At 62.6% G+C, this 21723-nt stretch carries 21 protein-coding genes; 6 read left to right on the plus strand and 15 right to left on the minus strand.

Features of this window, described 5'->3' with window-relative positions:
- Nucleotides 1-50: 50 nt before the first annotated feature.
- On the plus strand, nt 51-461 hold the full coding sequence (locus tag NEZ08_RS16165) for a hypothetical protein (RefSeq protein WP_298108800.1): 411 nt from the start codon (nt 51-53) through the stop codon (nt 459-461).
- Between the two features lie 93 nt (nt 462-554).
- Here the strand turns inward: NEZ08_RS16165 and NEZ08_RS16170 are convergent, their stop codons facing one another.
- The 4 genes from NEZ08_RS16170 to NEZ08_RS16185 all read right to left on the minus strand — a co-directional run bounded on the left by NEZ08_RS16170 (nt 555) and on the right by NEZ08_RS16185 (nt 4828).
- Complete coding sequence (locus NEZ08_RS16170; protein ID WP_298108802.1) at nt 555-869, minus strand: hypothetical protein; 315 nt, start codon at nt 867-869, stop codon at nt 555-557.
- 97 nt (nt 870-966) lie between these two features.
- A complete protein-coding gene (locus NEZ08_RS16175; protein WP_298108805.1) occupies nt 967-2649 on the minus strand; it encodes a methyl-accepting chemotaxis protein in 1683 nt (560 codons plus the stop codon).
- A gap of 374 nt (nt 2650-3023) precedes the next feature.
- Complete coding sequence (locus NEZ08_RS16180; protein ID WP_298108808.1) at nt 3024-4370, minus strand: sorbosone dehydrogenase family protein; 1347 nt, start codon at nt 4368-4370, stop codon at nt 3024-3026.
- Nucleotides 4367-4828, minus strand: coding sequence for a DUF2231 domain-containing protein (locus tag NEZ08_RS16185; protein ID WP_298108991.1), 462 nt, complete (start codon nt 4826-4828; stop codon nt 4367-4369). Before NEZ08_RS16185 ends, NEZ08_RS16180 begins: the two co-directional genes overlap by 4 nt.
- Before the next feature lie 178 nt (nt 4829-5006).
- Here NEZ08_RS16185 and NEZ08_RS16190 point away from each other — a divergent pair, with 178 nt between their 5' ends.
- The gene (locus NEZ08_RS16190; RefSeq protein ID WP_298108812.1) at nt 5007-5204 is read left to right on the plus strand and encodes a hypothetical protein; all 198 of its coding nucleotides are present in this window, start codon (nt 5007-5009) and stop codon (nt 5202-5204) included.
- A gap of 62 nt (nt 5205-5266) precedes the next feature.
- Here NEZ08_RS16190 and cyoD read toward each other — a convergent pair whose 3' ends face one another.
- From cyoD to NEZ08_RS16215, 5 genes are all read right to left on the minus strand, one after another.
- On the minus strand, nt 5267-5659 hold the full coding sequence (gene cyoD, locus NEZ08_RS16195; RefSeq protein ID WP_298108815.1) for a cytochrome o ubiquinol oxidase subunit IV: 393 nt from the start codon (nt 5657-5659) through the stop codon (nt 5267-5269).
- Nucleotides 5656-6294: a cytochrome (ubi)quinol oxidase subunit III gene (locus tag NEZ08_RS16200; protein WP_298108818.1), complete on the minus strand. Its 639-nt coding sequence runs from the start codon at nt 6292-6294 to the stop codon at nt 5656-5658. Before NEZ08_RS16200 ends, cyoD begins: the two co-directional genes overlap by 4 nt.
- A complete protein-coding gene (cyoB, locus tag NEZ08_RS16205) occupies nt 6291-8297 on the minus strand; it encodes a cytochrome o ubiquinol oxidase subunit I (RefSeq protein WP_298108820.1) in 2007 nt (668 codons plus the stop codon). The genes NEZ08_RS16200 and cyoB overlap by 4 nt, the downstream gene beginning before the upstream one ends.
- 6 nt (nt 8298-8303) lie before the next feature.
- Nucleotides 8304-9143 (minus strand): cytochrome ubiquinol oxidase subunit II, encoded by an 840-nt coding sequence (locus NEZ08_RS16210; protein WP_298108822.1) that lies wholly within the window; start codon nt 9141-9143, stop codon nt 8304-8306.
- Nucleotides 9144-9326: 183 nt separating this feature from the next.
- The gene (locus NEZ08_RS16215; RefSeq protein WP_298108824.1) at nt 9327-10436 is read right to left on the minus strand and encodes a mechanosensitive ion channel domain-containing protein; all 1110 of its coding nucleotides are present in this window, start codon (nt 10434-10436) and stop codon (nt 9327-9329) included.
- 287 nt (nt 10437-10723) lie between these two features.
- Between NEZ08_RS16215 and NEZ08_RS16220 the strand changes: the two genes are divergently transcribed.
- Together NEZ08_RS16220 and NEZ08_RS16225 are read left to right on the plus strand one after the other, a co-directional pair.
- Entirely contained in the window at nt 10724-10909 is a 186-nt protein-coding gene (locus NEZ08_RS16220; RefSeq protein WP_298108993.1) for a hypothetical protein, read from the plus strand.
- Between the two features lie 99 nt (nt 10910-11008).
- Nucleotides 11009-12244, plus strand: coding sequence for an MFS transporter (locus NEZ08_RS16225; protein WP_298108826.1), 1236 nt, complete (start codon nt 11009-11011; stop codon nt 12242-12244).
- Nucleotides 12245-12546: 302 nt separating this feature from the next.
- Here the strand turns inward: NEZ08_RS16225 and NEZ08_RS16230 are convergent, their stop codons facing one another.
- The 6 genes from NEZ08_RS16230 to NEZ08_RS16255 all read right to left on the minus strand — a co-directional run bounded on the left by NEZ08_RS16230 (nt 12547) and on the right by NEZ08_RS16255 (nt 17751).
- Nucleotides 12547-13416, minus strand: coding sequence for an oxaloacetate decarboxylase (locus NEZ08_RS16230; RefSeq protein ID WP_298108828.1), 870 nt, complete (start codon nt 13414-13416; stop codon nt 12547-12549).
- A gap of 8 nt (nt 13417-13424) precedes the next feature.
- Entirely contained in the window at nt 13425-14231 is an 807-nt protein-coding gene (locus tag NEZ08_RS16235) for an ABC transporter permease (protein WP_298108830.1), read from the minus strand.
- Nucleotides 14228-14989, minus strand: coding sequence for an ABC transporter permease (locus tag NEZ08_RS16240; RefSeq protein ID WP_298108832.1), 762 nt, complete (start codon nt 14987-14989; stop codon nt 14228-14230). Before NEZ08_RS16240 ends, NEZ08_RS16235 begins: the two co-directional genes overlap by 4 nt.
- On the minus strand, nt 14986-15777 hold the full coding sequence (locus NEZ08_RS16245) for an ABC transporter ATP-binding protein (protein WP_298108834.1): 792 nt from the start codon (nt 15775-15777) through the stop codon (nt 14986-14988). The genes NEZ08_RS16240 and NEZ08_RS16245 overlap by 4 nt, the downstream gene beginning before the upstream one ends.
- 10 nt (nt 15778-15787) lie before the next feature.
- Nucleotides 15788-16723, minus strand: coding sequence for an ABC transporter substrate-binding protein (locus NEZ08_RS16250; RefSeq protein ID WP_298108836.1), 936 nt, complete (start codon nt 16721-16723; stop codon nt 15788-15790).
- A gap of 146 nt (nt 16724-16869) precedes the next feature.
- A complete protein-coding gene (locus NEZ08_RS16255; protein ID WP_298108838.1) occupies nt 16870-17751 on the minus strand; it encodes an isocitrate lyase/PEP mutase family protein in 882 nt (293 codons plus the stop codon).
- Between the two features lie 600 nt (nt 17752-18351).
- On the opposite strand from NEZ08_RS16255, the gene NEZ08_RS16260 reads away from it, so the two are divergent.
- Together NEZ08_RS16260 and NEZ08_RS16265 are read left to right on the plus strand one after the other, a co-directional pair.
- Nucleotides 18352-20520, plus strand: coding sequence for a carboxypeptidase-like regulatory domain-containing protein (locus NEZ08_RS16260; RefSeq protein ID WP_298108840.1), 2169 nt, complete (start codon nt 18352-18354; stop codon nt 20518-20520).
- Between the two features lie 118 nt (nt 20521-20638).
- Nucleotides 20639-21661 carry an LLM class flavin-dependent oxidoreductase gene (locus NEZ08_RS16265; protein ID WP_298108841.1) on the plus strand — a complete coding sequence of 341 codons (1023 nt, stop codon included), beginning with the start codon at nt 20639-20641 and terminating at the stop codon, nt 21659-21661.
- Nucleotides 21662-21723 lie beyond the last annotated feature (62 nt).

Genomic DNA, 21723 nt, shown 5'->3' on the forward strand with positions numbered 1-21723 from the left:
GGGGCACCTTCGCACTTGATTCGCCGTCGATCAGACGAAGGGAGAACATCATGAAGACAAGAACATTGATGCTGGCGGCAGTGTTCGCTGTATCGAGCAGCCTGGCCTTTGCGGCAGGTGGTGGCGGCGGTGCAGGTGCCGGCTCCGGCGGCACGGGAGGCGGTGGCGCCGCGGGCGGCTCCGCAGGCATCGGCGGGACATCGACGATGGGCGGCGGCGGAGCGTCCACCGGCGGCACGGCCGGGATGACGTCTCCGGGCACAGGCGGCGTGACCCAGGGCAGCACGACCGGCATGGGAACGGGCCCGACCGGCACCGGAACGGGCGGCACGGCCGGCACCAGCCTGGGCACTGGTGGAACGGCCGGCACCAGCCTCGGTACCGGCGGCACCAGCGGCGCGTTCAGCGGCTCAGGCGGATCCAATCAGGGCAGCGAGAATTCGTCCGGCACCAGCAAGTAGCAAGGCCGGCATCGGCAAGCAGCAAGGGACTGCCAAAGACCAACACGGGCTCCGGCTTTGCAAGGCCGGGGCCGTCTTCGTCTCGGATCGCATTCAGCGCTTCGGCGAGCAGCTCACCAGCACAATATAATCTGGAAGGCTCGATGTGATGCCGTAGATCTCGGTGTCGACGATATCCTCGCCAACCACACGGGCTTTCCGGCATTCGCCGCGAACGAGACCGAGTGCCATGCGGTTGCGGTCTTCCCGCACCAGCGGATTATATTTGATGTCCGGAATTTTGGGGACATGCACCACGAAGTCATATGGCCTGCCCGGCGGGGCCGCATCGACCCGAACCATTCCCCTGGTGTCGGTCCAGCCCGGCAACACCGCCAGAAGCAAAACCGCGGCCCAAATTCGCGCCATGCTGCGCCCCCGACTCTGTCACGCCGGAATCTCGGCGTGGCGAACGCAAGGTGACAGCAATTGGAGAATTCGGCAATGGTTGTCGAAGTGCGCGCGTTTACGCCGCGCGCACCTTGGCCAGAAATCCGTCGACCGCGCTGCGCAGCATGCCGGATTGCTTGTCGAGCTCGCGGGCATTCTCCAGCACTTCTGATGCAGCCGAGCCGGTTGCGCTCGCCGCGGTGGTGACGCCGCCGATATGGGCGTTGATTTCGCTCGAGCCGGCTGCAACCGACTGGATGTTGCGAGCGATCTCGCGTGTCGCCTCGCCCTGCTGCTCGATCGAGCTCGCGATCGAGGTGGTGATCTCGCTCATCTGCGCGATCGTCCGGGAGATGCCGGTGATCGCCGCCACCGCATCGCTGGTCGATTGCTGCATCGCTTCGACCTGGCCGGAGATTTCCTCGGTTGCTTTTGCGGTCTGGTTGGCGAGCGCCTTCACTTCGGAAGCAACCACGGCAAATCCACGCCCGGATTCGCCGGCGCGCGCCGCCTCGATGGTGGCGTTCAGCGCCAGCAGATTGGTCTGGGCGGCGATCGAGTGGATCAGCTTCACCACCTCGCCGATCTTCTCGGCGCCGGTCGAAAGCACCTGCACGGTCGCGTTGGTGCGTTCCGCATCGGTGACGGCCTGGCTTGCAATCTCGCTGGAGCGGCCGACCTGACGCGAAATTTCGGCGACCGAGCTCGACAGCTCTTCGGCAGCGGCGGCCACGGTGCCAACATTGCCGGAGGCGCTTTGCGAAGCCGCGCTTACAGTGGCGGCGCGCGCGCTTGCATCGCTTGCGGTCGCCGTCATCGACTGCGCGGTCGTCTGCATGCCCGCCGCCGCGGTCGAAACCGACCGGACGATGCCGTTGACGCTGCGCTCGAAATCGCCGGCGAGATTCTCCATCACCGAATGGCGTTCGGCCGCAGCTCGCTCGCGCGTCTCGGCTTCCGCCTTTTCCAGCTCCCGCATACGCAGCGCATTGTCCTTGAAGATCTGCACGGTCGCCGCCATCTTGCCGACTTCGTCGCCGCGGCCGACGCCGGGGATCTCGCTGTTCAGTTCGCCCTTGGCGAGCCCTTCCATGCGGGCGCGCAGCTGGTTGAGCGGGCCGGAAATGCTGCGGCCGATCAGCCAGGCGATGATGCCCGAGATCACGCCGATCGCTAGCGTCGCGATGCCAAGGAGCCAGGCAATCGGCTTCAGCTTGACGTTGATGTCCTCGAGATAAGAACCGGTGCCGAGAAACATGTCGAAGCCGGGAACGGCTGCGGCGTAGCTCATCTTGCGGACAGGAGTCTGCTCGCCTGGCTTGACATATTCGTAGCGCAGCACGATCTCGCCGTTGGCGCGGGTGCCATCCATCAACTCCTGCGAAAGCTTGCGGCCGTTGGTGACGACGCCCATGCGATTGGTGCCGATCTGCTTGGGATCCGGCGCAAGCTGGGTAATCCCGTCATAGGTCGTGGCGAAAATATAGCCGGAGCCATTGTCGTAGGTCATCGCGTTGCCGAGCTTGCGGAATAACGCCATGGCCTGGTCCTTGGTCATTTCTCCGGCATCGACCTGGCGTTTCAATTCGCCCGCCATGTTTTTGGCCATGGTGACGATTGCCTTGGCCTGATCGACCTTGGCGTCAAACATCTGCTGCTGCACCAGATAGCTGGCCAATCCGCCGGCCACACAAAGGCCAAGCAAGGCAGCCCCCACGACGATACCGAGCTTGGGAGCAATGGTCATATTGCGCAGCATAGAGTCGTCTCCAAAACAGGAAAAAAGCGAGAGCCGAACGGCTCGGCGCACGATAGCCTGCAATCGCTTATCGATTGCTTAACCATCCGGTTAATGCATGCCATTTGGGGGACCCGTCGACGGGCGCGCCAATCGGTTTGCGGAGCGGCAGGGCAGCCGGCTCGTGCTTATCGGGTTCTGGCTTTCGTTTTGAGGCGTTTTCTTCGCGCGAACCGGCATCCACTTCGCTCGAAAAAGTGCCAATCGCGCTTCTTCGATGATTCGCAAATCGCGCTGGAGCCCTGGGCAACGACGCGCCCGCCGATCCTTCAGCCATAATTCTGACCTGCGCAAAATGCCTCCCGGGAAGGGATGCGAATGTCAGAACTGGACCATCAGCGCTGGGTCACTTGCGGCTGGTTCGAGGCGGTGACCCGCCATACAGCGTTGCCGACATCATCGGCAATCAGCAAGGCGCCGGATTTGTCGAGTGCCAGGCCCACCGGGCGTCCGCGCGCATTCTGGTTGCTGTCGAGAAATCCGGTGACGACGTCCTTGGGCATGCCGCTCGGCTTGCCGTCGGTAAACGGCACGTAGATCACCTTATAGCCGTTCAGCACCTGCCGATTCCAGCTGCCGTGCTCGCCGACGAACGCGCCGCCCGCGTAATCTTTCGGCAGGCTCGTCCCGGTATTGAACACGAGGCCCAGAGGGGCGACATGCGAGCTCAATGCGTAATCCGGCGGGATCGCCTTGGCGACGAGATCCGGACGCTGCGGGTGGACGCGCGGATCGACGTGCTGCCCGTAATAGCTGTACGGCCAGCCATAGAAGGCGCCGTCCTTCACGGAGGTCATGTAATCGGGCACCAGATCCGGGCCCAATTCATCACGCTCGTTGACCACCGTCCACAAGACGCGGCTTTGCGGCTCGAAGGTCAGGCCGTTCGGGTTGCGAAGGCCGCTTGCAAAAATGCGATAGCGCCCGCTGGCGCGATCGACTTCGAGAATATCGGCGCGGTTGTGCTCAGCTTCCATGCCATTCTCGGTGATGTTGCTGTTGGAGCCAACGCCGACGTAGAGCTTCGTGCCATCGGGGCTTGCGGTCAGGCTCTTGGTCCAGTGATGGTCGATCGGCCCCCCCGGCAACGGCGTCAGCGTCGTGCCGGGATCGGTGATCTTGGTTTCACCCTCCTTGTAAGGATAGCGGACAATCGCGTCGGTGTTTGCGACATAAAGGTCATTGCCGACAAGCACGACGCCGAACGGCGACTTGAGGTGATCGAGAAACACGCTGCGCGTATCCGGCGCGCCATTGCCCTTGCTGTCGCGGAGAAGCGTGATCCGGTTGCTCTCTCCGGTCTTGCCGCCGGAGGTGGCCCATTTCTCGACCCAGCCCATCACGATTTCCTTCGGCCGCTTGATGGTCGCCGCGGGCGGCGCCTTCGATTCGACCACCAGAACGTCGCCGTTGGGAAGCGTATAGAGCGAGCGCGGATGCTGAAGGTCCTTGGCGAAGGCGCTGACCTTCAGTCCCTGTGCCGCCGTCGGCGTTTCGTTGCCGCTCCAGCCAGCCACGCGCGCAATGTGCATCGGCGGCAGCAGAAATTGATGGATCGGAGGCAAGTTGGGGTTGGACCCCATTTCGGCGCCGGGATCGCCGCTGCCGTCGTTGCATCCGGCAAGGCAAAGTAGCGAGCCCGACAAGAGCACGGCGTTGAGCAGGCGAACTGACGGCGTCATCGGACTGCTCCCGCGCCATGGCGGTAGACCATTTCCCAGCCGAGCCATCCGGTGACGGGCAGGATGATCACCGTGACGATCGAAAGAATGAGACCGACCGGCATCACCGAGGTCCAGGCATCGCGTGTGTGAATGAGGTTGTTGAAGAAGGCCAGGATCAGCACCGCAAGGTTGCCGATCAGGTGCGGCCATGCCGGGGTCTGCTGGCGTATCAGGCGATTGCCGAGAAAATCGATCAACCCGGCGATGGCGGCCAGCACGCCGAAAACGATGCCGACAAGGAGCAGCCAGGCGGAGAAATCCGCATACATCATTTCCGCCGTGAACGCGTAGACGATGTCCGTCACCAACGCTCCGACGAAGCAGACGATCGGAATGGGGACCAGCATCGGGTGAATGGGATGCTTTGCGACCTGGGCTGTCGGGCGCAGGATCGGTTCGCGAATGGGTTCGCGCAGGGTTGGATCGTCCGCCAAGCCGGCCTCTTCCGCAATTTGAAAAATCGCTCTGCCCGCTTCCCCAACATCGGCGGAAGACCAAGGTTCCTGCCGGCGGGAACAGCGCGGCCGAGCCTGAAAAAGCCATTCCTGGCCGCCCCAGAAAGCAACTTTCCTGCGATTTCTGCGTTGTTCCGCCATGAACAATCAATTTTCCGGACGTCCTCCCCGAATCCTCACATCCGAAGAACGGAAAGCCCGAGATGCGGAGCGCCGCGCTGACGCCGAGCAGGCGATGCGGGAACATGAGGCTGCACAGAAGGCATTCCATGACAACTTCGAGCGCCTGAGAGCGGAACGGCGCGCGCGCGAGGCAGCTACGGATCACCGCAAGTAGCGCAATACCTCCTGCAAAAAAAGTAGCGTGTCGACGCCCGGCAAAGCCGCTTATGCGCGTGATCAGCGCTGCATCTGCATGAGTTGATCCATCGACGGCATCGGCATGTTCTGGTTCAGATTGGACATGATCCAAAGCGAACCGCCCACCACCAGGAATACGATCAACAGTCCAAACGCCAATGCCAGGATATTGTTGGTGTTGTCGGGGTCCGTCGTGATGTGGATGAAGAACACCAGATGCACGCCCATCTGCGCGATCGCGAGCACAACCAGCGCCACGGGAATCGACGGCTGCCAGACCAGGTGGGTGCCGGCCACGAAAAACGAGGTCGCCGTCAGCAGGACTGCAAGACCGAAACCGGTGAAATAGCCGACCAGGCGCGGGCCGACCCGGACTTCCTCCTCGTCCCCGGGCGCGAGGTCGATCGGATGATGCAGATGTTGATCGCTCATGCTGCGCTCCCGAACAGATAGACGACGGAAAAGATAGCGACCCAGATGATGTCGAGCGCGTGCCAGAACAGCGCAAAGCACAACAGGCGCCGCATGATGTCGGCGCGAAATCCCTTGGCGAACACCTGGGCCATCATGGTGAGCAGCCAGAGAATGCCGGCCGAGACGTGCATGCCGTGGCATCCGACCAGGGTGAAGAAAGCACTGAGAAACGCACTGCGCGTCGGTCCCGCGCCGCGACCGACGAGATCGGCGAATTCACGGCCTTCGAGCGCCAGGAAGCCGAGCCCGAACAGGCAGGTCACGGCCATGCCGATCTGATACCATCGCAGGCTGCGAACGTCTGCTGCGATCATGGCAAGGCCGCAGGTGAAGCTTGACAGCAGCAGGAAGGCCGTTTCTGCGGCGACGCTCTTCAGGTCGAAAAGCTCCGAGCCTTTCGGACCGCCCGCGGTCTGCCCCTGCAACACCGCATAGGCTGCGAAGAAGCAGGAAAACATCACGATGTCGCTGAGCAGGAAAATCCAGAAGCCGTAGCCGGTCACGATCCGCTTCGAAGCCGGTCCTTCCTGCGGCCGGCCGCCGTGCAGGTGATAGGGGTCGCCATGTCCATGAACGAATGTCGCGTCGGTCATGCCGCACTCCTTGCACGCAGCGCGGCGAGGCGCGCTTCACGGTTGGCACGATCGATGCGTGCGACCTCGGCTGCGGGAATGACGTATTCGTCGTGGTCCCGCCAGGCGAAGGCGACGAAGGTGGCGAAGGCGCCGACCCCGCCGAGCGCAACCATCCACCATATGTGCCATATCAGCGCAAAGCCCATGATCGTCGCGAAGAACGCGCAGACAAAGCCTGTGGGCGAGTTGCGCGGCATCTCGATGTCTCGGTACTCCGGCTCGCGCCTCAACAGGCCCTGCTCCCTGGCACGCGATTTGATCTTCCAGTAGGCGTCCTCGCCCTCGACGTCAGGCAGTACCGCGAAATTGAACACCGGTGGCGGCGAGGCGGTGGACCATTCCAGCGAGCGCCCGTCCCAGGGGTCGCCGGTCACGTCGCGCAGGCTCACCGAGTTGCGGTCGCGGATACTGACGACAAGCTGCACCACCTGAGAAAGCACGCCGATCGAGAGCAGAACCATGCCGACTCCGGCGGCGATCATCCAGGGACGCCATTCCGCAACATCATAGTGCTGCATGCGCCGCGTCATGCCGAGAAAGCCCGCGGCATAAAGCGGAAAGAAGGTGAGGTAAAATCCCGTGAGAGTGAACCAGAACCCGGCCTTGCCCCATCCTTCGTGCAGGCGGAAGCCGAAGGCTTTCGGGAACCAGTAGGTGTAGCCGGCGAAGGCGCCGAACAGCACACCGCCGATGATGACGTTATGGAAGTGCGCGATGAGAAACATGCTGTTGTGCAGAAGGAAATCCGCAGGCGGCACGGCGACGAGGACGCCGGTGAGACCGCCGATGATGAAGGTGACCATGAAACCGACGGACCACATCATCGGCGTCGCAAAGCGGATGCGGCCGCCATACATCGTGAACAGCCAGTTGTAGATTTTCACTCCGGTCGGCACAGCGATGATCATGCTGGCGATGCCGAAGATCGCATTGACGTTGGGTCCGGCGCCCATTGTGAAGAAGTGATGCAGCCAGACGCAAAAGGAGATGATGCAGATCGCCATGGTGGCCATCACCATGGAGCGATAGCCGAACAGCGGCTTGCCCGAGAACGCCGGCACGATTTCCGAATAGATGCCGAAGGCGGGCAGCACCAGGATGTAGACCTCGGGATGTCCCCAAGCCCAGATCAGGTTCATGAACATCATGACATTGCCGCCGGCTTCGTTGGTGAAGAAATGGAATCCGAGATAGCGGTCGAGGATCAGCATCGCCAGCGTCGCGGTGAGGATCGGAAACGCTGCGATGATCAGCAGGTTTGCGGCCAGCGTGGTCCAGCAGAACACCGGCATGCGCAGGTAGGTCATGCCCTTGGTACGCAGCTTCAGCACCGTGGTGACGAGATTGATTCCGGCGACCAGGGTGCCCACGCCGGAAATCTCAAGCGACCACAAGTAGTAGTCGACGCCGACGCCGGGTGAATAGGTCAACTCGGAGAGCGGCGGGTAAGGCAACCAGCCGGTGCGGGCGAATTCACCGACCACGAGCGAAATGTTGACGAGCAGCGCGCCGGTCGCGGTGAGCCAGAACCCCACCGAGTTGAGCGTGGGAAATGCCACGTCGCGGACGCCGAGTTGCAGCGGCACCACGAAATTCATCAGCCCGATCACGAACGGCATGCCGACAAAGAAGATCATGATGGTGCCGTGTGCGGAGAAGATCTGGTTGTAATGCTCCGGCGGCAGATAACCCTGCGAATGGAAGGCGATCGCCTGCTGCGCGCGCATCATGATGGCATCGCTGCCGCCGCGCAGCAGCATCACCAGTGCGAGCAGGCAATACATCACGCCGATCCGCTTGTGGTCGACGCTCGTGATCCATTCGCGCCACAGATAGGGCAGATGGCCGGCGATCACGACCCAGGCGATGACTGCAAGCAGCACCACCAGCACGCCCGCACCGACCGTCAGCGGTATCGGTTGATCGAACGGGATGGCGGCCCAGGTTAACTTACCTAGCATGGCAATTTACCTAACACTGGCGGCTCCACTCTCAGGCCTCGGCTTCGCCGGATTCTCGACGAGTTTCGGTCCAGGTCCCGGTGGGATGCGCTGGGTCGCGATGTCATCGAACAGGCGAGGGTCGGGCAGCCGATAGGTCGGCCGGCCGGTCTCGACCGACTGCTGCGACAATTGCTTGTAGGAGTCGGCGGTCAGCTCCTTGCCGCTTTTCGCCGTGGCTTCAACCCATTTGGGGAAATCGAGCGGCGATATGACGTGCACGTCGAACATCATGTCCGGGAAGCCGTCACCGGAAAAATGCGCCGAGAGGCCCTGGTAATTGCCCTCCTGGTCGGCACGCATATTGAGATGCGTGACCATGCCGTTCATGGTGTAGATCATGCTGGCGAGCTGCGGGACGAAGAAGACGTTCATCACACTTGATGACGTCAGATCCAGCTGCAGCGGGGCGCCGACCGGTACCGTCAGCGAATTCACAGTCGCAACGCGCTGGTCCGGATAGATGAACAGCCATTTCCAGTCGAGCGAGACAACCTGAACCCTCACCGGACTGCCGGTGCCCGGGACCGGCTCCCTTGGATCGAGCTGATGCGAGCCGATCCAGGCGACGCCGCCGAGCAGGATGATCGTCAGTGCCGGGATCGACCAGACCACGAGCTCGATGCGGCCGGAATGGGCGAAGTCGGGAAGGTATCGCGCACGTGTATTGGACGCGCGGAACCAGAACGCAAAGGCAAAGATCGCGATGATCGTCGGCACGACAATCGCCAGCATGATCGCGATGGAATCGATCAGGATCGCCGAGTCCGCCGCTGCAACAGGACCTTGGGGATCGAGAATGTTCATCGGCAGACCTTGAAACGCACAACGGCACCCTCCGGCAATCGGCGCCGGGGAGCTAGGTTCCTGCCACGGCGTATTCTTCTGACCGAAGAAGTACTGGGTCAAGTCCCAATTTGGCGCTCCCTTTCATCGAGCGGTCACAAGACCGCGCGCATGAGCCGCGGAGACGTACTTAACTTCGCGCGCTTAACTCCGCGCCCCGATCGGCCGGAGCGAGTGATCAGCTGACGGCAGCGCGAGATCGGCACGATCGCGCGGCAGCGCCTGCGGCATCTCGGCTCGCAGGAAGGCGATCAGCTTTTCCCTTATTTCGCAGCGAAGGTCCCAGGCCTCCGGCGCGTTTCTCGCGCTGACCAGCGCGCGCAACTCCATGGTTCGCGAATTGGCGTCGATCACCTGCAGATTGACGACGCTCCCGTCCCAGAGCTTGGACTCGTGCACTGTCTTTTCCAGGCGCTGGCGGATCCTCGGGACGTCGGCGGAGTAGTCGACGTGGAGATTGACCGATCCGATCAGGGAAGCCGCGTCCCGCGTCCAGTTCTGGAACGGACGTTCGATGAAATATGAGAGCGGCACCACCATACGCCGCCAGTCCCACAGCCGGATCACGACATAAGTGGACGCAATGTCCTCGACCCAGCCCCATTCGTTTTCGATGATGACCGCATCCTCGATCCGGATCGGCTGGGTGACGGCGATCTGTACGCCGGCGATGAGATTGCTCAGCAGTGGGCGGGCGGCAAGGCCGACGATGATGCCGGCGGCGCCGGCCGAGGCGAACAGGCTGACGCCATATTGCCGCACCGAATTGAAGGTCATGAGCGCCGCCGAGACCGCGATGATGATGATGAGGGTGTCGGTGACGCGCTTGAAAACGCGAACCTGCGTCACATGTTTTCGCGCGAGAAAGTTTTCCGCGATGTCGGCGCGGTACCGTTGCAGATACCGCGCGGCGGCAAGATCGACCGAGCGGATCAATATCCAGCCGATCAGCGCGATCGAGGCAACCGCAAATGAATGCGCGAGCGCGTTGCTCAGGTCGCCGTTCAACGGCGCGAGCGGCGTGACGATGGCGACCGCGGCAAGGCATGCCGCAAGCGTGGTCGGCCCGTATGTCTTGTCCAGGATCGCGATCGCGACCGACCGCCTCGGCCCGACGGCACGTTTGGCCAATGCGACGAGAAACCGGTGCGCGGCCAGCGCGCCAAGGACCGCAACCACGAGCACTCCGACCCCGATCAACCATTGCGGAAGAAATCCTGAGGCGTCCTGCAATCCGGCTTGGATCTTTTCCATGGATCAATCCTCGACTTCATACACCGACGCGGATAACGCCCAATTCGGCAGATGGCTTCCTGCAATGCGGTAACCGTGTGATTCAAAATCCGGAACGACTTCGGACCTCAATGGTTAGCTTTCGTCGTTCCGCATTTCCTTCGGCAGAGAGCACATTGATTCTCCCAAGAGACCCCAAGTCCGGCCGCCTTGATTTCCGTCCCTCGCATCGAACCACAGTTGGAGGACGCCCGATGACCGATCGAGAGAATGCAACCGCCAGACCGGAACCCAAGCCGAGCTGGCAGATCTATGAAGAGAACCGGCGATGGCGTCCGCAGGTAGATGACGGACTTCCCCGCCAGTCGGAGGACGATCAGCAACGGGAACAGTTCGGCCCGCGCGGTGTCCCTGGCAAACCGGATCCGGCGAAGATGGTGCCGCAGCGGCGAAAGAAAACGCCGAGCGATGTCGATCCCGGCCACACCGCCTGACAATTCACACCTCGCGCGCATGCCGCGCGCGCCGCTGCAAGATCTGAGATATCGGACTGACTGGCCTGCGCCGACAAGGTTGGTGGAATCGGAATCGAGATGGCCAGGACGGGCGCGGATCAAAGTCAAAGCCGGAAACAAAGTCAAAACCAGAAGAGACGGCTCTGGCCCCTCCTCGCCGTGAATTTCTTCATGGCCGACATGCAGTCCGGCATCGGACCTTTCGTCGGCGTGTTCCTGGCCCAGAGCGGATGGAATACCGGCCTGATCGGCACCGCCATGACGATCGGCAATGTCGCGGGCATGCTGATCACGACGCCGGTCGGCGCCTTCATCGATGCGACCCGTCATAAACGGCTCATGGTCGTCCTGCCCGGCGCGGCGGTGGTCGCGGCCTCCTCGATCATTCTGATCTCGCAGAATTTCTGGGCTGTCGCTACATCGCAGGTCGCAACAGCGATGGCAGGTGCGGCGATCGTTCCCGCGGTGACCGGCATCACGCTTGGCATCGTCGGTCAGAAGGGCTTCAACCGGCAAAATGGCCGCAACCAGGCTTTCAACCATGCCGGTAACATGCTCGGCGCTGCGGCTTCCGGGTTTCTTGGCTGGCGCTTCGGCTACTTTTCGGTTTTCATGCTCGCGGCGCTGTTCGGCGCCATCACGGTTGCTTGCGTCTTCATGATTGCTCCGGGCTCGATCGACCACCGCGCCGCGCGCGGCAGCAAGGAGGACGATCCGAAACATCAGCCCAGCGGGTTCACCGTCGTGCTGAAACACAAGCCGATATTGGTGCTGGCGCTGGCACTCGCCTTCTTCCAGCTCGGCAGTGCGCCGATCGTGACGCTCTACGGCCTGTCGGCGGTCACCGGCAAACTGGCCAACGGCCCGAGTTTCGTCGCCGCCATCATCGTCATCGCGCAAGGCACGATGATCATTTCGTCGGTGATCGGCATGCGCGTCGCCGAGAAGCGAAATTATTGGTGGCTGATGCTGGTGGCCTTTCTGGTGCTGCCGTTGCGCGGATTGTCCGCCTGCCTCCTCTCGGGCTGGTGGGGCGTCGTTCCCGTCGAAGTTCTCGACGGCATCGGCGCGGGATTGCTCAGTGTCGCTGTCCCCGGCATGGTCGCGCGCTCGCTCTATTCGACCGGCCGCGTCAATCTCGGGCAGGGTGCGGTGATCACGATCCAGGGCGCAGGCGCCGCGGTGAGCCCGGCGCTTGCGGGCTGGGTGGCCCAATGGGCAGGCTATTCACCGGCTTTTCTGATCTGCGGCGGCATGGGCGTCGTGGCCGCAGCGATCTGGATCGCGATGCGAAGCGCCATCAGGCATCTTTAACGCGCCGGTTGACGGCACCTCCTCGCGCGCCGAACTTCGCCAGCAACGTCGAGACCGCCGCCGCGACGTCGGACGGTGTTCCTTCCAACACATCACCCTGGAGTCGTTCCGTTGATGCTCGGCAGTGGCGCCGAGCCGCCGCCCGCCGCCCGGCTCCACCATAATCGGCGGCCTTCTTGGCGTCGCAGTTGCACACCCTGCACGACGCCGGTCGTTTATCTCTGCCTGGACAAGCTGTCAGGTGCGATGAAGCGCCGGCGGCATCCCTCGCCCTCGGCGTACCCACGCTCCGGCGGAATAGATCATCCGCCGCGGTAGCGTCGTTCGAGCTCGTCATATATGGGCTTGGCAACCGTCTGCTGACGGACTTCGAAGCCGGCAAGCCGATCCGCGACGGAAGTGAGTGCCCCCTCGTGTTTCAGGACACTCAGCACATCGTGCGAGGCCTTGAGCGCAGCCTGGAGGGCCGCGTTCGCATAGAGCACGCAGCCGAAACCGAGCGCGGCGAATTTTTGTCGCCCGAGCTCGGGCGTGCGACCGCCGAACACGACATTGGCGACTTGGGGCACGGAAAGGCTTTTCGCAATCGTCGCCAGTTCTTCAGCCGATGTCGGCGCCTCGACGAAGGTCACGTCCGCGCCGGCTTCGATCATGGCGCCCGCACGATCGATCGCAGCCTGAAGACCGAGGATCGCGCGCGCATCGGTACGGGCCACGATCTGAAGGTCGCGGTCGCGGCGGGTGTCGACCGCGGCCTTGATCTTCGCCAGCATTTCTTCCAGCGGCACGACTTCCTTGCCGTCGAAATGGCCGCACTTCTTCGGAAAGACCTGATCCTCGATCTGGAGCCCCGCCGCCCCTGCGCGTTCCAGCACCTTCACGGTCCGCACCATGTTGACGGCGTTGCCGAAGCCGGTATCGGCGTCAACGAGGAGCGGAATCGAAACCGCATCCGCTATCGCCGCGACATGATTGGCGATCTCGGTCAGTGTGGTCAAACCGATATCGGGCGCGCCGAGATACATGTTGGCAACGCCGGCGCCGGTGACATAGACGGCCTCATAGCCGAGATCCTCGATGATCCGCGCAAACAGGCCATTGGCAGCGCCGGCGAAAATCGCCGCCTCGCGACGATTGAGGATGGTCCTTAACGTCGTCGTCGGCCTTGTCATCCATGCTCCTATCGCTGCCTGTCCGGTTGCTCATCTGTTCGCCGCGCAAATCGCCTGCCTACACGCAGCATCAGCGCATTCGCAGCGATCGCAATCATCACGATCACGGTGACGACGGCCGTCGACAGCGGCACGTTGTTCTGCGCCATGCCGTTGACCAGCAGGAAGCCGAGGCCGCGCTGCGATGAAAACATCTCTCCGATCAGGACACCGAGCAAGCTTAAGGAAAAACTGATGCGAAGGCCATTGACGATATCAGGCAGGCAGGCCGGCACCAGAACCCAGCGCATGGTCCTGCCGGGCGATAACCGCAGCACGCGCGCGGTGCGCACCAGCACCGGCGGCAGGTTCCGCACTGCGCCCAGCGTGAACAGCGTCATCGGGACCAGCCCATGCATGACGCCGAACGCCACTTTCGCTGACATTCCCAGGCCGAACAGCAGCAGCACGACCGGATAGAGCGTCACCTTGGGAATGGTGTAGAAGCCGGCCAGAATCGGCTCGGCTACTTCTCCCGCGAAGCGTCGGATGCCGAGCAACAGGCCGAGCACGAGGCCGATCAGCGCCGAGAGCACAAACGCCAGCAAAAATGCTTCCAGCGTTGCCGCGGCATCGTCCCAGAACATCGAGGTGCCGAGCAGGCCGCCAAGATAGACCAGCGTTTGCAATGGCGGCGAAATCGCCACGCCTCGCGTCCAGCTTCCGATCGCCTGCCAGAGCGCCAGCATCAGCAAGGTGAATACGATGGCGTCAAGGGCACGGACGCGGCGGCGTACCGCAAGCTTTTGCGCATTATCCAAAGAGAGGTCGGTCATCCGCGTGAACGGCGGCGCGCCAGCCGCCCTTCCCAGACATAGAGGATGCCGTTGGCGATCACCGCGACCAGCAGCACGAACAGCATCGCGCCATACATGGCGCGGTTGTCGAAGCTCTGATACGCAAAGGAAATCGCGTAGCCCAGTCCGGTTCCGGAGAGGATGAACTCGCCGGCGATGACGCCGATCAGCGCATAGCTCAGCGCCAGCTTGAAGCCGGTAAAGAGATGCGGCAGCGCCGCCGGCAATACGACCCACCGCAGCGTCCGTGCCGAAGACAGCCGGTGCACGCGCGCGAGCTTGGTGAGGACAGGTGCAACACTATCCAGCCCGGACAAGGTGCCGATCACCACGGCCGGCGTTGCGGAAAGAATGCCGAGCAGGACGAGCGGCGCCTTGCCAAGTCCGAGCAACGCGACGAGGAGCGGGTAGAAGATGAAAGTCGGTACCGAATAGTAGGAGGCAAGCAGGGGATCGGCGACATCGCGCAATCGGGAAACGCGATGGATCAGCGCACCGATCGCCATACCAAGGACGACGGCGAGCAGAAACGCGATTGTAATGGTCGAGAACGTCGTGATGATGCTCGCGTCGAGTTCGCCGGAGCGGAGCTGACCGATCATGGCTGCGACCATGTCGCTGGGCGCGAGCACGGTCAGGGGATCGACGAGACCCGTGCGGCAGCCGATTTCGAGCAGGGCAATCAGCGTCGCCAATATGACGGTGCGCACGATGAGGGCTGCGCGCCGGCGCGTCATGCGGCGCGACCCATGGCCTTGAGCGACTCCTCGCGAAGCGACGACCACAAGCGCCCGGTCAGTGCACCGAACCGGGAATCGGAAACCACGCGGCTGTCGCGGTCGCGCAGCCATCCGGTCTCGACCATATCGATGAAACGGCCCGGCCGTGCGCTCATCACGCCGACCCGGTCCGAGAGCATCGCCGCTTCATCAAGCGCGTGCGTGATCAACAGCACGGTCGCGCCGGTCTCGCGCCACAGCCGCAGCAGCTCGTCGCCCATCAGAAGCCGCGTCTGCTGGTCCAATGCGCCAAAGGGTTCGTCCAGCAGGATCAGGCGTGGCCGCAGCACCAGCGTTCGCGCGATGCAGACGCGCTGGCGCATGCCGCCGGACAACTGCGCCGGATAGTGATCGGCAAACTGCGCAAGGCCCATGAAGCCGATGGCATGCTCAACGCGCTTTGCCACCTCCTGTCTTGGCAGGTGCGAAGTGCGCAAGCCGAACGCGACATTGTCGCGCACGCTCAACCACGGCAAGCTCGAATCTTCCTGGAACACGACGCCGATGCCGTCAGGGACCTCACCGCGCAGCTCCTTGCCCTCGAAGCGCGCGCTGCCGCTGGTCGGGCGCGCAAGACCTGCGACGACATCCAGCAAGGTCGACTTGCCGCAGCCGGATGGACCGACAACGGAGAAGAATTCGCCGCTTTTGATGTCGAGGCTGACCGGGCCAAGCGCCTGTACGGCAGGTGGCCCGTCATACTCGCGCACCACTTCCTTCAAGGATACCTGCGGCTCCTCACTCACCACAAAACCCTCATTGCGTCTGGTGCAAACCGGCCGGCAGATAGGATGTATCGACGTATTTCGGCCAATCGACCTCGCCCTTCACCTGTCCGGTAATCTGAAGGCCCTCGACCATGCGGTTCATGCTGGCGTAATCGAGCCGGCCGTCGCTCCAGTAATTGACCTTGACCAGTTCGCGGACGTGATCTCGAAAAAGCGCGACATTTGGATTGTTGTAGGCCTTGGCCGTGATGTCGCCAGCCTCGTCAGGATGGTCGAGCGCATAGGCGAGACCCTCGCGGCGGGCATTAACAAGGCCCTTGACGATATCGGGATGCGCCTTGGCGTATTCGCTGGTCGTGATCATCACTGTCTGCATCATGCGCGGATCGAGAACGTCGCGGACCATGAATAGCGGCTTCACCAGGTCCTTGTGCTGGGCGTAGATCAGCTCGTCGGAGAATCCGGCATCGATCGCGCCGCTGCCGACTGCAGAGATGATGGCGCCGAGATCGCCGGCGGGCACGAGGTTCACCTGCTGCGGCGTCATGCCACTCGCCTTCAGCGCCATCAGGATCAGCATGTTGCTCACCGAGCCCGGCGCAGTATAGGCAACCCGCTTGCCGGCGAGATCCTTGATGCCTTTGAGCGTCGAATCCTTTTTCACCAGCCACATCTGGTCGGCGACGGACCATGCGCCGGCACCGATGATGATGAGTTTCTGTCCGGCATTGATCGCCTGCACGGCGGCCGCCAGCGAAACCTCGCCAAAGGGAATGCCTCCCGCCAGCGTGTTGCGCACGGCCGTGCCGCCGCCGGCCGCGGTCAAAATGCCGGTGACGTCAACTCCATTTTTCTTGAAAAGGCCTTTCTCCATCGCGACCGCATAGGGAACGCCATAGAACTGCCCGCCCCAATGCGTCACCGTGATCGTTTCGGCTCGCGCCTGCCGCGATGTCCAGGGCATGATCGCCGCGCCCAGAGCGAGAAAAAGCCCCAGGCGCGCAAGCCGGAAAAATTGTTTTGTCTTTGTCGTTTGTCCCTGTGCCAAGGCGGTGACCCTTTGACGATTTCGCTGGAGCATTTCTGGTTCAGATATCAGACGAAATGGCTTTAGCCCTGGCTGCCGCTCAGGCCGTGTCGCTTTTCGAAAGCATGCACGGCGGGAAAGCCCATCAGCTGATTCATCTCGGAGAACGGCAGCATCGGAGCCGGGCTTCCGGTGCCGATGCCTTCGCTTTTCAGGTGGCGATAGACGATCTGCAGGGCGCCCGCGGCGGTGAGGAAGCCGGAGCCGGGATAAAGTGCGATCTTGAACCCCATCGCCGCGAGTTCGCCCGTAGACAGATAAGGCGTGCGGCCCCCCTCGACCATGTTGGCGAGCAGTATCGCGCCCTTGAAGGTCTCGGCGACGCGCCGCAGCTCCTCCAGGCTTTCCGGACTCTCGACAAACAGCACGTCGGCTCCGGCATCGAGAAATCGCTCGGCGCGGCGCAACGCGGCATCCAGTCCCTCGGCGTAGCGCGCATCGGTACGCGCGACGACGAGAAAGTCCCGGCTCGGCCGCGCCTCGACGGCGACGCGGATCTTGGCAACAGCATCGTCGGCGGGAATGACGCGGCGAAACTCGGTGTGGCCGCACTTCTTGGGAAATTCCTGATCCTCAAGCTGGATGCCGGAAGCACCGGCTGCCGCGTAGCCGCGCACGGTGCGGTCGACGTTCAACAGCCCGCCATAGCCGGTGTCGCCGTCGGCGAGAAACGGCAGGTTCGTCGCGCCGGCAATACAGCGCACGCGGTCCAGCATTTCGGTGAAGGTTGCCGTGCCGGCGTCTGCCACGCCAAGCGCCGAGGCGACGACGCCGTAGCCGGTCATGTAAAGCGCATCGAATCCAGTGCTCGCAGCCATTCGCGCCGAGATGCCATCGAAGACGCCCGGAAGCGTCAGGCACCCATCGCGTTGCAGCAGCGCGCGAAGCGATGTTGCTTCCGCCAAGCCGTCCTCCCACTTGTTTCCTTGAGGGTGACGACTCTCGACGGCCGCCTTTCCCTGCTCTTGTTCAAGACGTATTCTTCTTTGTCTTGCTGGACTTACAACTTGGACGCCATGTTAAACGTCAATCACTCGATTCCAAGGGGGTATCTGACAAAATCAGCGCTTGTGTCCGCGCTGCCGCCGGTGAATTGCGCCAGCGTGCATCGATCAGAGGTAGCCGACCGCAGTGCGCAACACCTTCCGCGCAGCAATGGCCGTCGACATGCACACCCAATTTGGCTCACCAATCACCAGGTGCCTTTTCACCATGTGAGAAGCGGGTCACGGCCCCTGAGGAGGCTCTCGACAAGGCAAACGCTTTGGCCGAAATATCTCGGCTTGTGGTCCGATTCTAACATTCGCCGCCCTTCTCAGCCGCGCGTTTTTGCGAGCGTTTGCATCGAGGGACCACCAGCAGATAAATGGTTCTGGTGGAGTTTGAGATTTGACATTCGTTTTGCGAACTCGCGACTCGGTGGGTGCGAATGTCAAATTCACGCCACGAGGAAGCCGCGCGCGATCACGCGCGGCCGGGGGTATCGTCTATTCAAGGAACATCTGATGAAGTTTAATCAATGGTTCACCGCAGGCGTGAGCGCTTTCGCCCTGTTGCATGCTGGCGGCGCGATGGCGGCCAAGATCGACATTTCGGCCCACGACATCGGCGGGCAGGTGATCGGCCAAAAAGGCCCCGAGGCCGGCGTCTGGGTCATCGCAGAGACCAAAGACCTGCCGACCAGGTATGCAAAGATCGTGGTCACCGACGACCAGGGCCGCTTTGTGATTCCCGAGCTGCCGGACGCGAACTACAAGGTGTGGGTTCGTGGCTATGGCCTCACCGACAGCGCGCAAGTCGATTCACGCCCGGGCAAGCTTCTTGACTTCAAGGTCAAGCCTGCCGCCTCCGCTGCCGCCGATGCGCAGCATTATCCCGGCATGTACTGGTATTCGCTGCTCAACATTCCCGCAGCCAGCGAATTCCCCGGCACCGGCGACAAGGGCAACAAGATGCCGGAGACGATGAAGAGCCAGGCGCAGTTCGTCGACACGGTCAAGAACATGTGCCAGTCCTGCCATGCCCTCGGCTCGCGCGGCATCCGCGAGGTCCCGAAGCTGTTCATGGATGAGGCGCATGGCGACTCGCAGCTCGCATGGGCGATGCGCACGCAAGCCGGTCAGGCCCAGGCGTATATGGCGACCGCGATCAACAGCATCGGACCCGACAAGGTCTATCAGGTGTTTTCGAATTGGACCGACCGGATCGCCAAGGGTGAACTGCCGTTCGACAAGCCCGAACGTCCCAAAGGCATCGAGCGCAATGTCGTCTACACCGAATGGGACTGGGCCTCGCCGACGCACTACCAGCACGATGCGATCTCGACCGACAAGCGCAACCCGCACGTCAACGCAAACGGCCTGATCTACGGATCACCTGAAGAGAGCACGGACCTGATACCGACGCTCGATCCGGTCAAGAACGTCGCGGCCACGATCAAGGAGCCCTATCTCGATCCCAAGATGACGGGGTCGGCCGATGCGCCGCATGGCACCTCGGCCTATTGGGGCGACGAGACGATCTGGGACGGCCATACCTCGATCCACAACGTGATGATGGATGAGAAGGCCCAGGTCTGGTTCACCGCCAAGCTGCGGCCGCCGGCCAATCCCGATTACTGCAAGCAGGGCTCGGATCTCCCCGCGGCCAAGGTCGATCCGCAGGCAACTGCCGTGCGCGAGCTGTCGCACTTCGATCCGGCGACCGGCAAGTGGGACATGATCAACACCTGCTTCTCGACCCATCATCTCTATTTCGGACATGACGCCAACGACACCTTGTGGATGAGCGCGGGCGGTCCGAACCTCGGCGGCGGCATTGTCGGCTGGCTCAATGTCAAGAAGTTCCGCGAGACGCATGATGGTGTCGCCTCGCAGGGCTGGACCCCGCTCATCATCGACACCAACGGCAACGGCAAGCGCGATGCCTATGTCGGCGCGAAGGACCCGGTCGACCCGAGCAAGGACAAGCGCATCGCCGCGTCGTTCTACGGCATCATGCCGAGCCCGGTCGACGATTCCATCTGGGGTCAGGCGATGGATCGCGGCTTCTCGCGCATCGATCAGCCCGGCTACATCATTCGCCTGACGCCGGGCCCCGATCCCGTCAACACCGCGCTGGCGGAAGTGTATCAGCCGCCGGAGGGCACCTTCGGTCCGCGCGGCATCGATATCGGCCTCGACGGCGTGGTCTGGACCGCGCTGTCGAGCGGCCAGCTCGCAAGCTTCGATCGCAGGCTGTGCAAGGGCCCGCTCAACGGCCCGACCACCGCGGACGGCAAGCAATGTCCGGAAGGCTGGCATCTCTACCGCCTGCCGGGCCCGCAATTCAAAGGGCTTGATCCGAAGGGGAGCGCCAACCACGCTTATTATGTCTGGGTCGACCGCTACAACATCCTGGGCCTCGGCGCCAACGTGCCGATCGCGGAAGCCAATGGCGCCGAAGCGCTGATGGCGCTGGTGAACGGCAAGTTCGTCACGCTGCATGTGCCCTACCCGCTCGGCTTCTTCACCAAGAATGTGGACGGCCGGATCGATGACGACTCCAAGGGCTGGAAGGGCCGCGGCATCTGGACCACCTCGGGCACCCGCGCGAATTTCCACAGCGAGGGCGGCAAGGAGGCCTATCCCAAGGTGTTCAAGGTGCAGATGCGGCCCGACCCGCTGGCGCATTGAGCTCTTTCGAACGGTTCTTGAATCAGGCCGGATTCCATTGGATGGAGCCCGGCCTGATGGCTTTGAGACATGTGCTTCGGGAGTGGCAAATCATCGCGGGTGTCACTAAATTGCCCGGATGAAAAAGATCGGCTTTCTTTCCTTCGGACACTGGAATCCCTCGCCGCAATCGCAGGCCCGCTCGGCCTCCGACGTGCTGCTGCAATCGATTGAGCTTGCGATTGCAGCCGAAGAGCTAGGGGCGGACGGCGCTTATTTTCGCGTCCATCACTTCGCGCGCCAGCTCGCCTCGCCCTTTCCGCTGCTTGCCGCGGTCGGCGCCAGAACCAGCCGAATCGAGATCGGCACCGCCGTGATCGACATGCGCTACGAGAACCCGCTCTACATGATCGAAGACGCGGGCAGCGCCGATCTGATTTCGCGCGGACGCTTGCAGCTCGGCATCAGCCGCGGCTCGCCCGAGCAGGTGATCGATGGCTGGCGTTATTTCGGCTACCAGCCAGCCGAAGGTCAGGACGACGCCGCGATGGGCCGGCGACATGCCGAAGTCTTTCTCGATCTGCTCGCCGGCAAGGGCTTTGCGCAGCCCAATCCGCGGCCGATGTTTGCAAACCCGCCCGGCCTGCTGCGCCTCGAGCCGCATTCGGCGGGCTTGCGCGAGCGCATCTGGTGGGGCGCCGGCTCCGACGCCACCGCCGTCTGGGCTGCCAGGCTCGGCATGAACCTTCAGAGCTCGACATTGAAGAACGACGAGACCGGCGAGCCGTTTCATATCCAGCAGGCGAAGCAAATCCGCGCCTACCGCGCCGCCTGGAAAGAGGCCGGCCACGCCCGCGAACCTCGCATCTCGGTCAGTCGCAGCATCTTCGCGCTGGTGGACGATCGCGACCGCGCCTATTTCGGACACGAGGGCGAAGGACAAGACCAGATCGGCTTCATCGATGCGAGCACGCGCGCGATCTTCGGCCGGAGCTATGCCGCGGAGCCGGACGTGCTGATCGAGCAGCTCAAGCGGGACGAGGCGATCGCGGAAGCCGATACGCTGCTGCTCACCGTGCCGAACCAGCTCGGCGTCGACTACAACGCGCATGTGATCCAGGCCATACTTGCGCATGTCGCACCCGCACTAGGATGGCGGTGAAGACGAGAGCGGGCCTGTCGGTTACCTCAATTCGAGATTGATGCCGTCGGGAGTTTGCCCTA

The organism is Bradyrhizobium sp. (genome assembly GCF_027451485.1).
In the GTDB taxonomy this organism is placed as follows: Bacteria; Pseudomonadota; Alphaproteobacteria; order Rhizobiales; family Xanthobacteraceae; genus Bradyrhizobium.

Coding starts and splice junctions, on each gene's coding strand:
- NEZ08_RS16165 (WP_298108800.1), top strand. CDS start 51: ATGAAGACAAGAACATTGATGCTGGCGGCAGTGTTCGCTGTATCGAGC.
- NEZ08_RS16170 (WP_298108802.1), bottom strand. CDS start 869: ATGGCGCGAATTTGGGCCGCGGTTTTGCTTCTGGCGGTGTTGCCGGGC.
- NEZ08_RS16175 (WP_298108805.1), bottom strand. CDS start 2,649: ATGCTGCGCAATATGACCATTGCTCCCAAGCTCGGTATCGTCGTGGGG.
- NEZ08_RS16180 (WP_298108808.1), bottom strand. CDS start 4,370: ATGACGCCGTCAGTTCGCCTGCTCAACGCCGTGCTCTTGTCGGGCTCG.
- NEZ08_RS16190 (WP_298108812.1), top strand. CDS start 5,007: ATGAACAATCAATTTTCCGGACGTCCTCCCCGAATCCTCACATCCGAA.
- cyoD (WP_298108815.1), bottom strand. CDS start 5,659: ATGAGCGATCAACATCTGCATCATCCGATCGACCTCGCGCCCGGGGAC.
- NEZ08_RS16200 (WP_298108818.1), bottom strand. CDS start 6,294: ATGACCGACGCGACATTCGTTCATGGACATGGCGACCCCTATCACCTG.
- cyoB (WP_298108820.1), bottom strand. CDS start 8,297: ATGCTAGGTAAGTTAACCTGGGCCGCCATCCCGTTCGATCAACCGATA.
- NEZ08_RS16210 (WP_298108822.1), bottom strand. CDS start 9,143: ATGAACATTCTCGATCCCCAAGGTCCTGTTGCAGCGGCGGACTCGGCG.
- NEZ08_RS16215 (WP_298108824.1), bottom strand. CDS start 10,436: ATGGAAAAGATCCAAGCCGGATTGCAGGACGCCTCAGGATTTCTTCCG.
- NEZ08_RS16225 (WP_298108826.1), top strand. CDS start 11,009: ATGGCCAGGACGGGCGCGGATCAAAGTCAAAGCCGGAAACAAAGTCAA.
- NEZ08_RS16230 (WP_298108828.1), bottom strand. CDS start 13,416: ATGACAAGGCCGACGACGACGTTAAGGACCATCCTCAATCGTCGCGAG.
- NEZ08_RS16235 (WP_298108830.1), bottom strand. CDS start 14,231: ATGACCGACCTCTCTTTGGATAATGCGCAAAAGCTTGCGGTACGCCGC.
- NEZ08_RS16240 (WP_298108832.1), bottom strand. CDS start 14,989: ATGACGCGCCGGCGCGCAGCCCTCATCGTGCGCACCGTCATATTGGCG.
- NEZ08_RS16250 (WP_298108836.1), bottom strand. CDS start 16,723: ATGCCCTGGACATCGCGGCAGGCGCGAGCCGAAACGATCACGGTGACG.
- NEZ08_RS16260 (WP_298108840.1), top strand. CDS start 18,352: ATGAAGTTTAATCAATGGTTCACCGCAGGCGTGAGCGCTTTCGCCCTG.
- NEZ08_RS16265 (WP_298108841.1), top strand. CDS start 20,639: ATGAAAAAGATCGGCTTTCTTTCCTTCGGACACTGGAATCCCTCGCCG.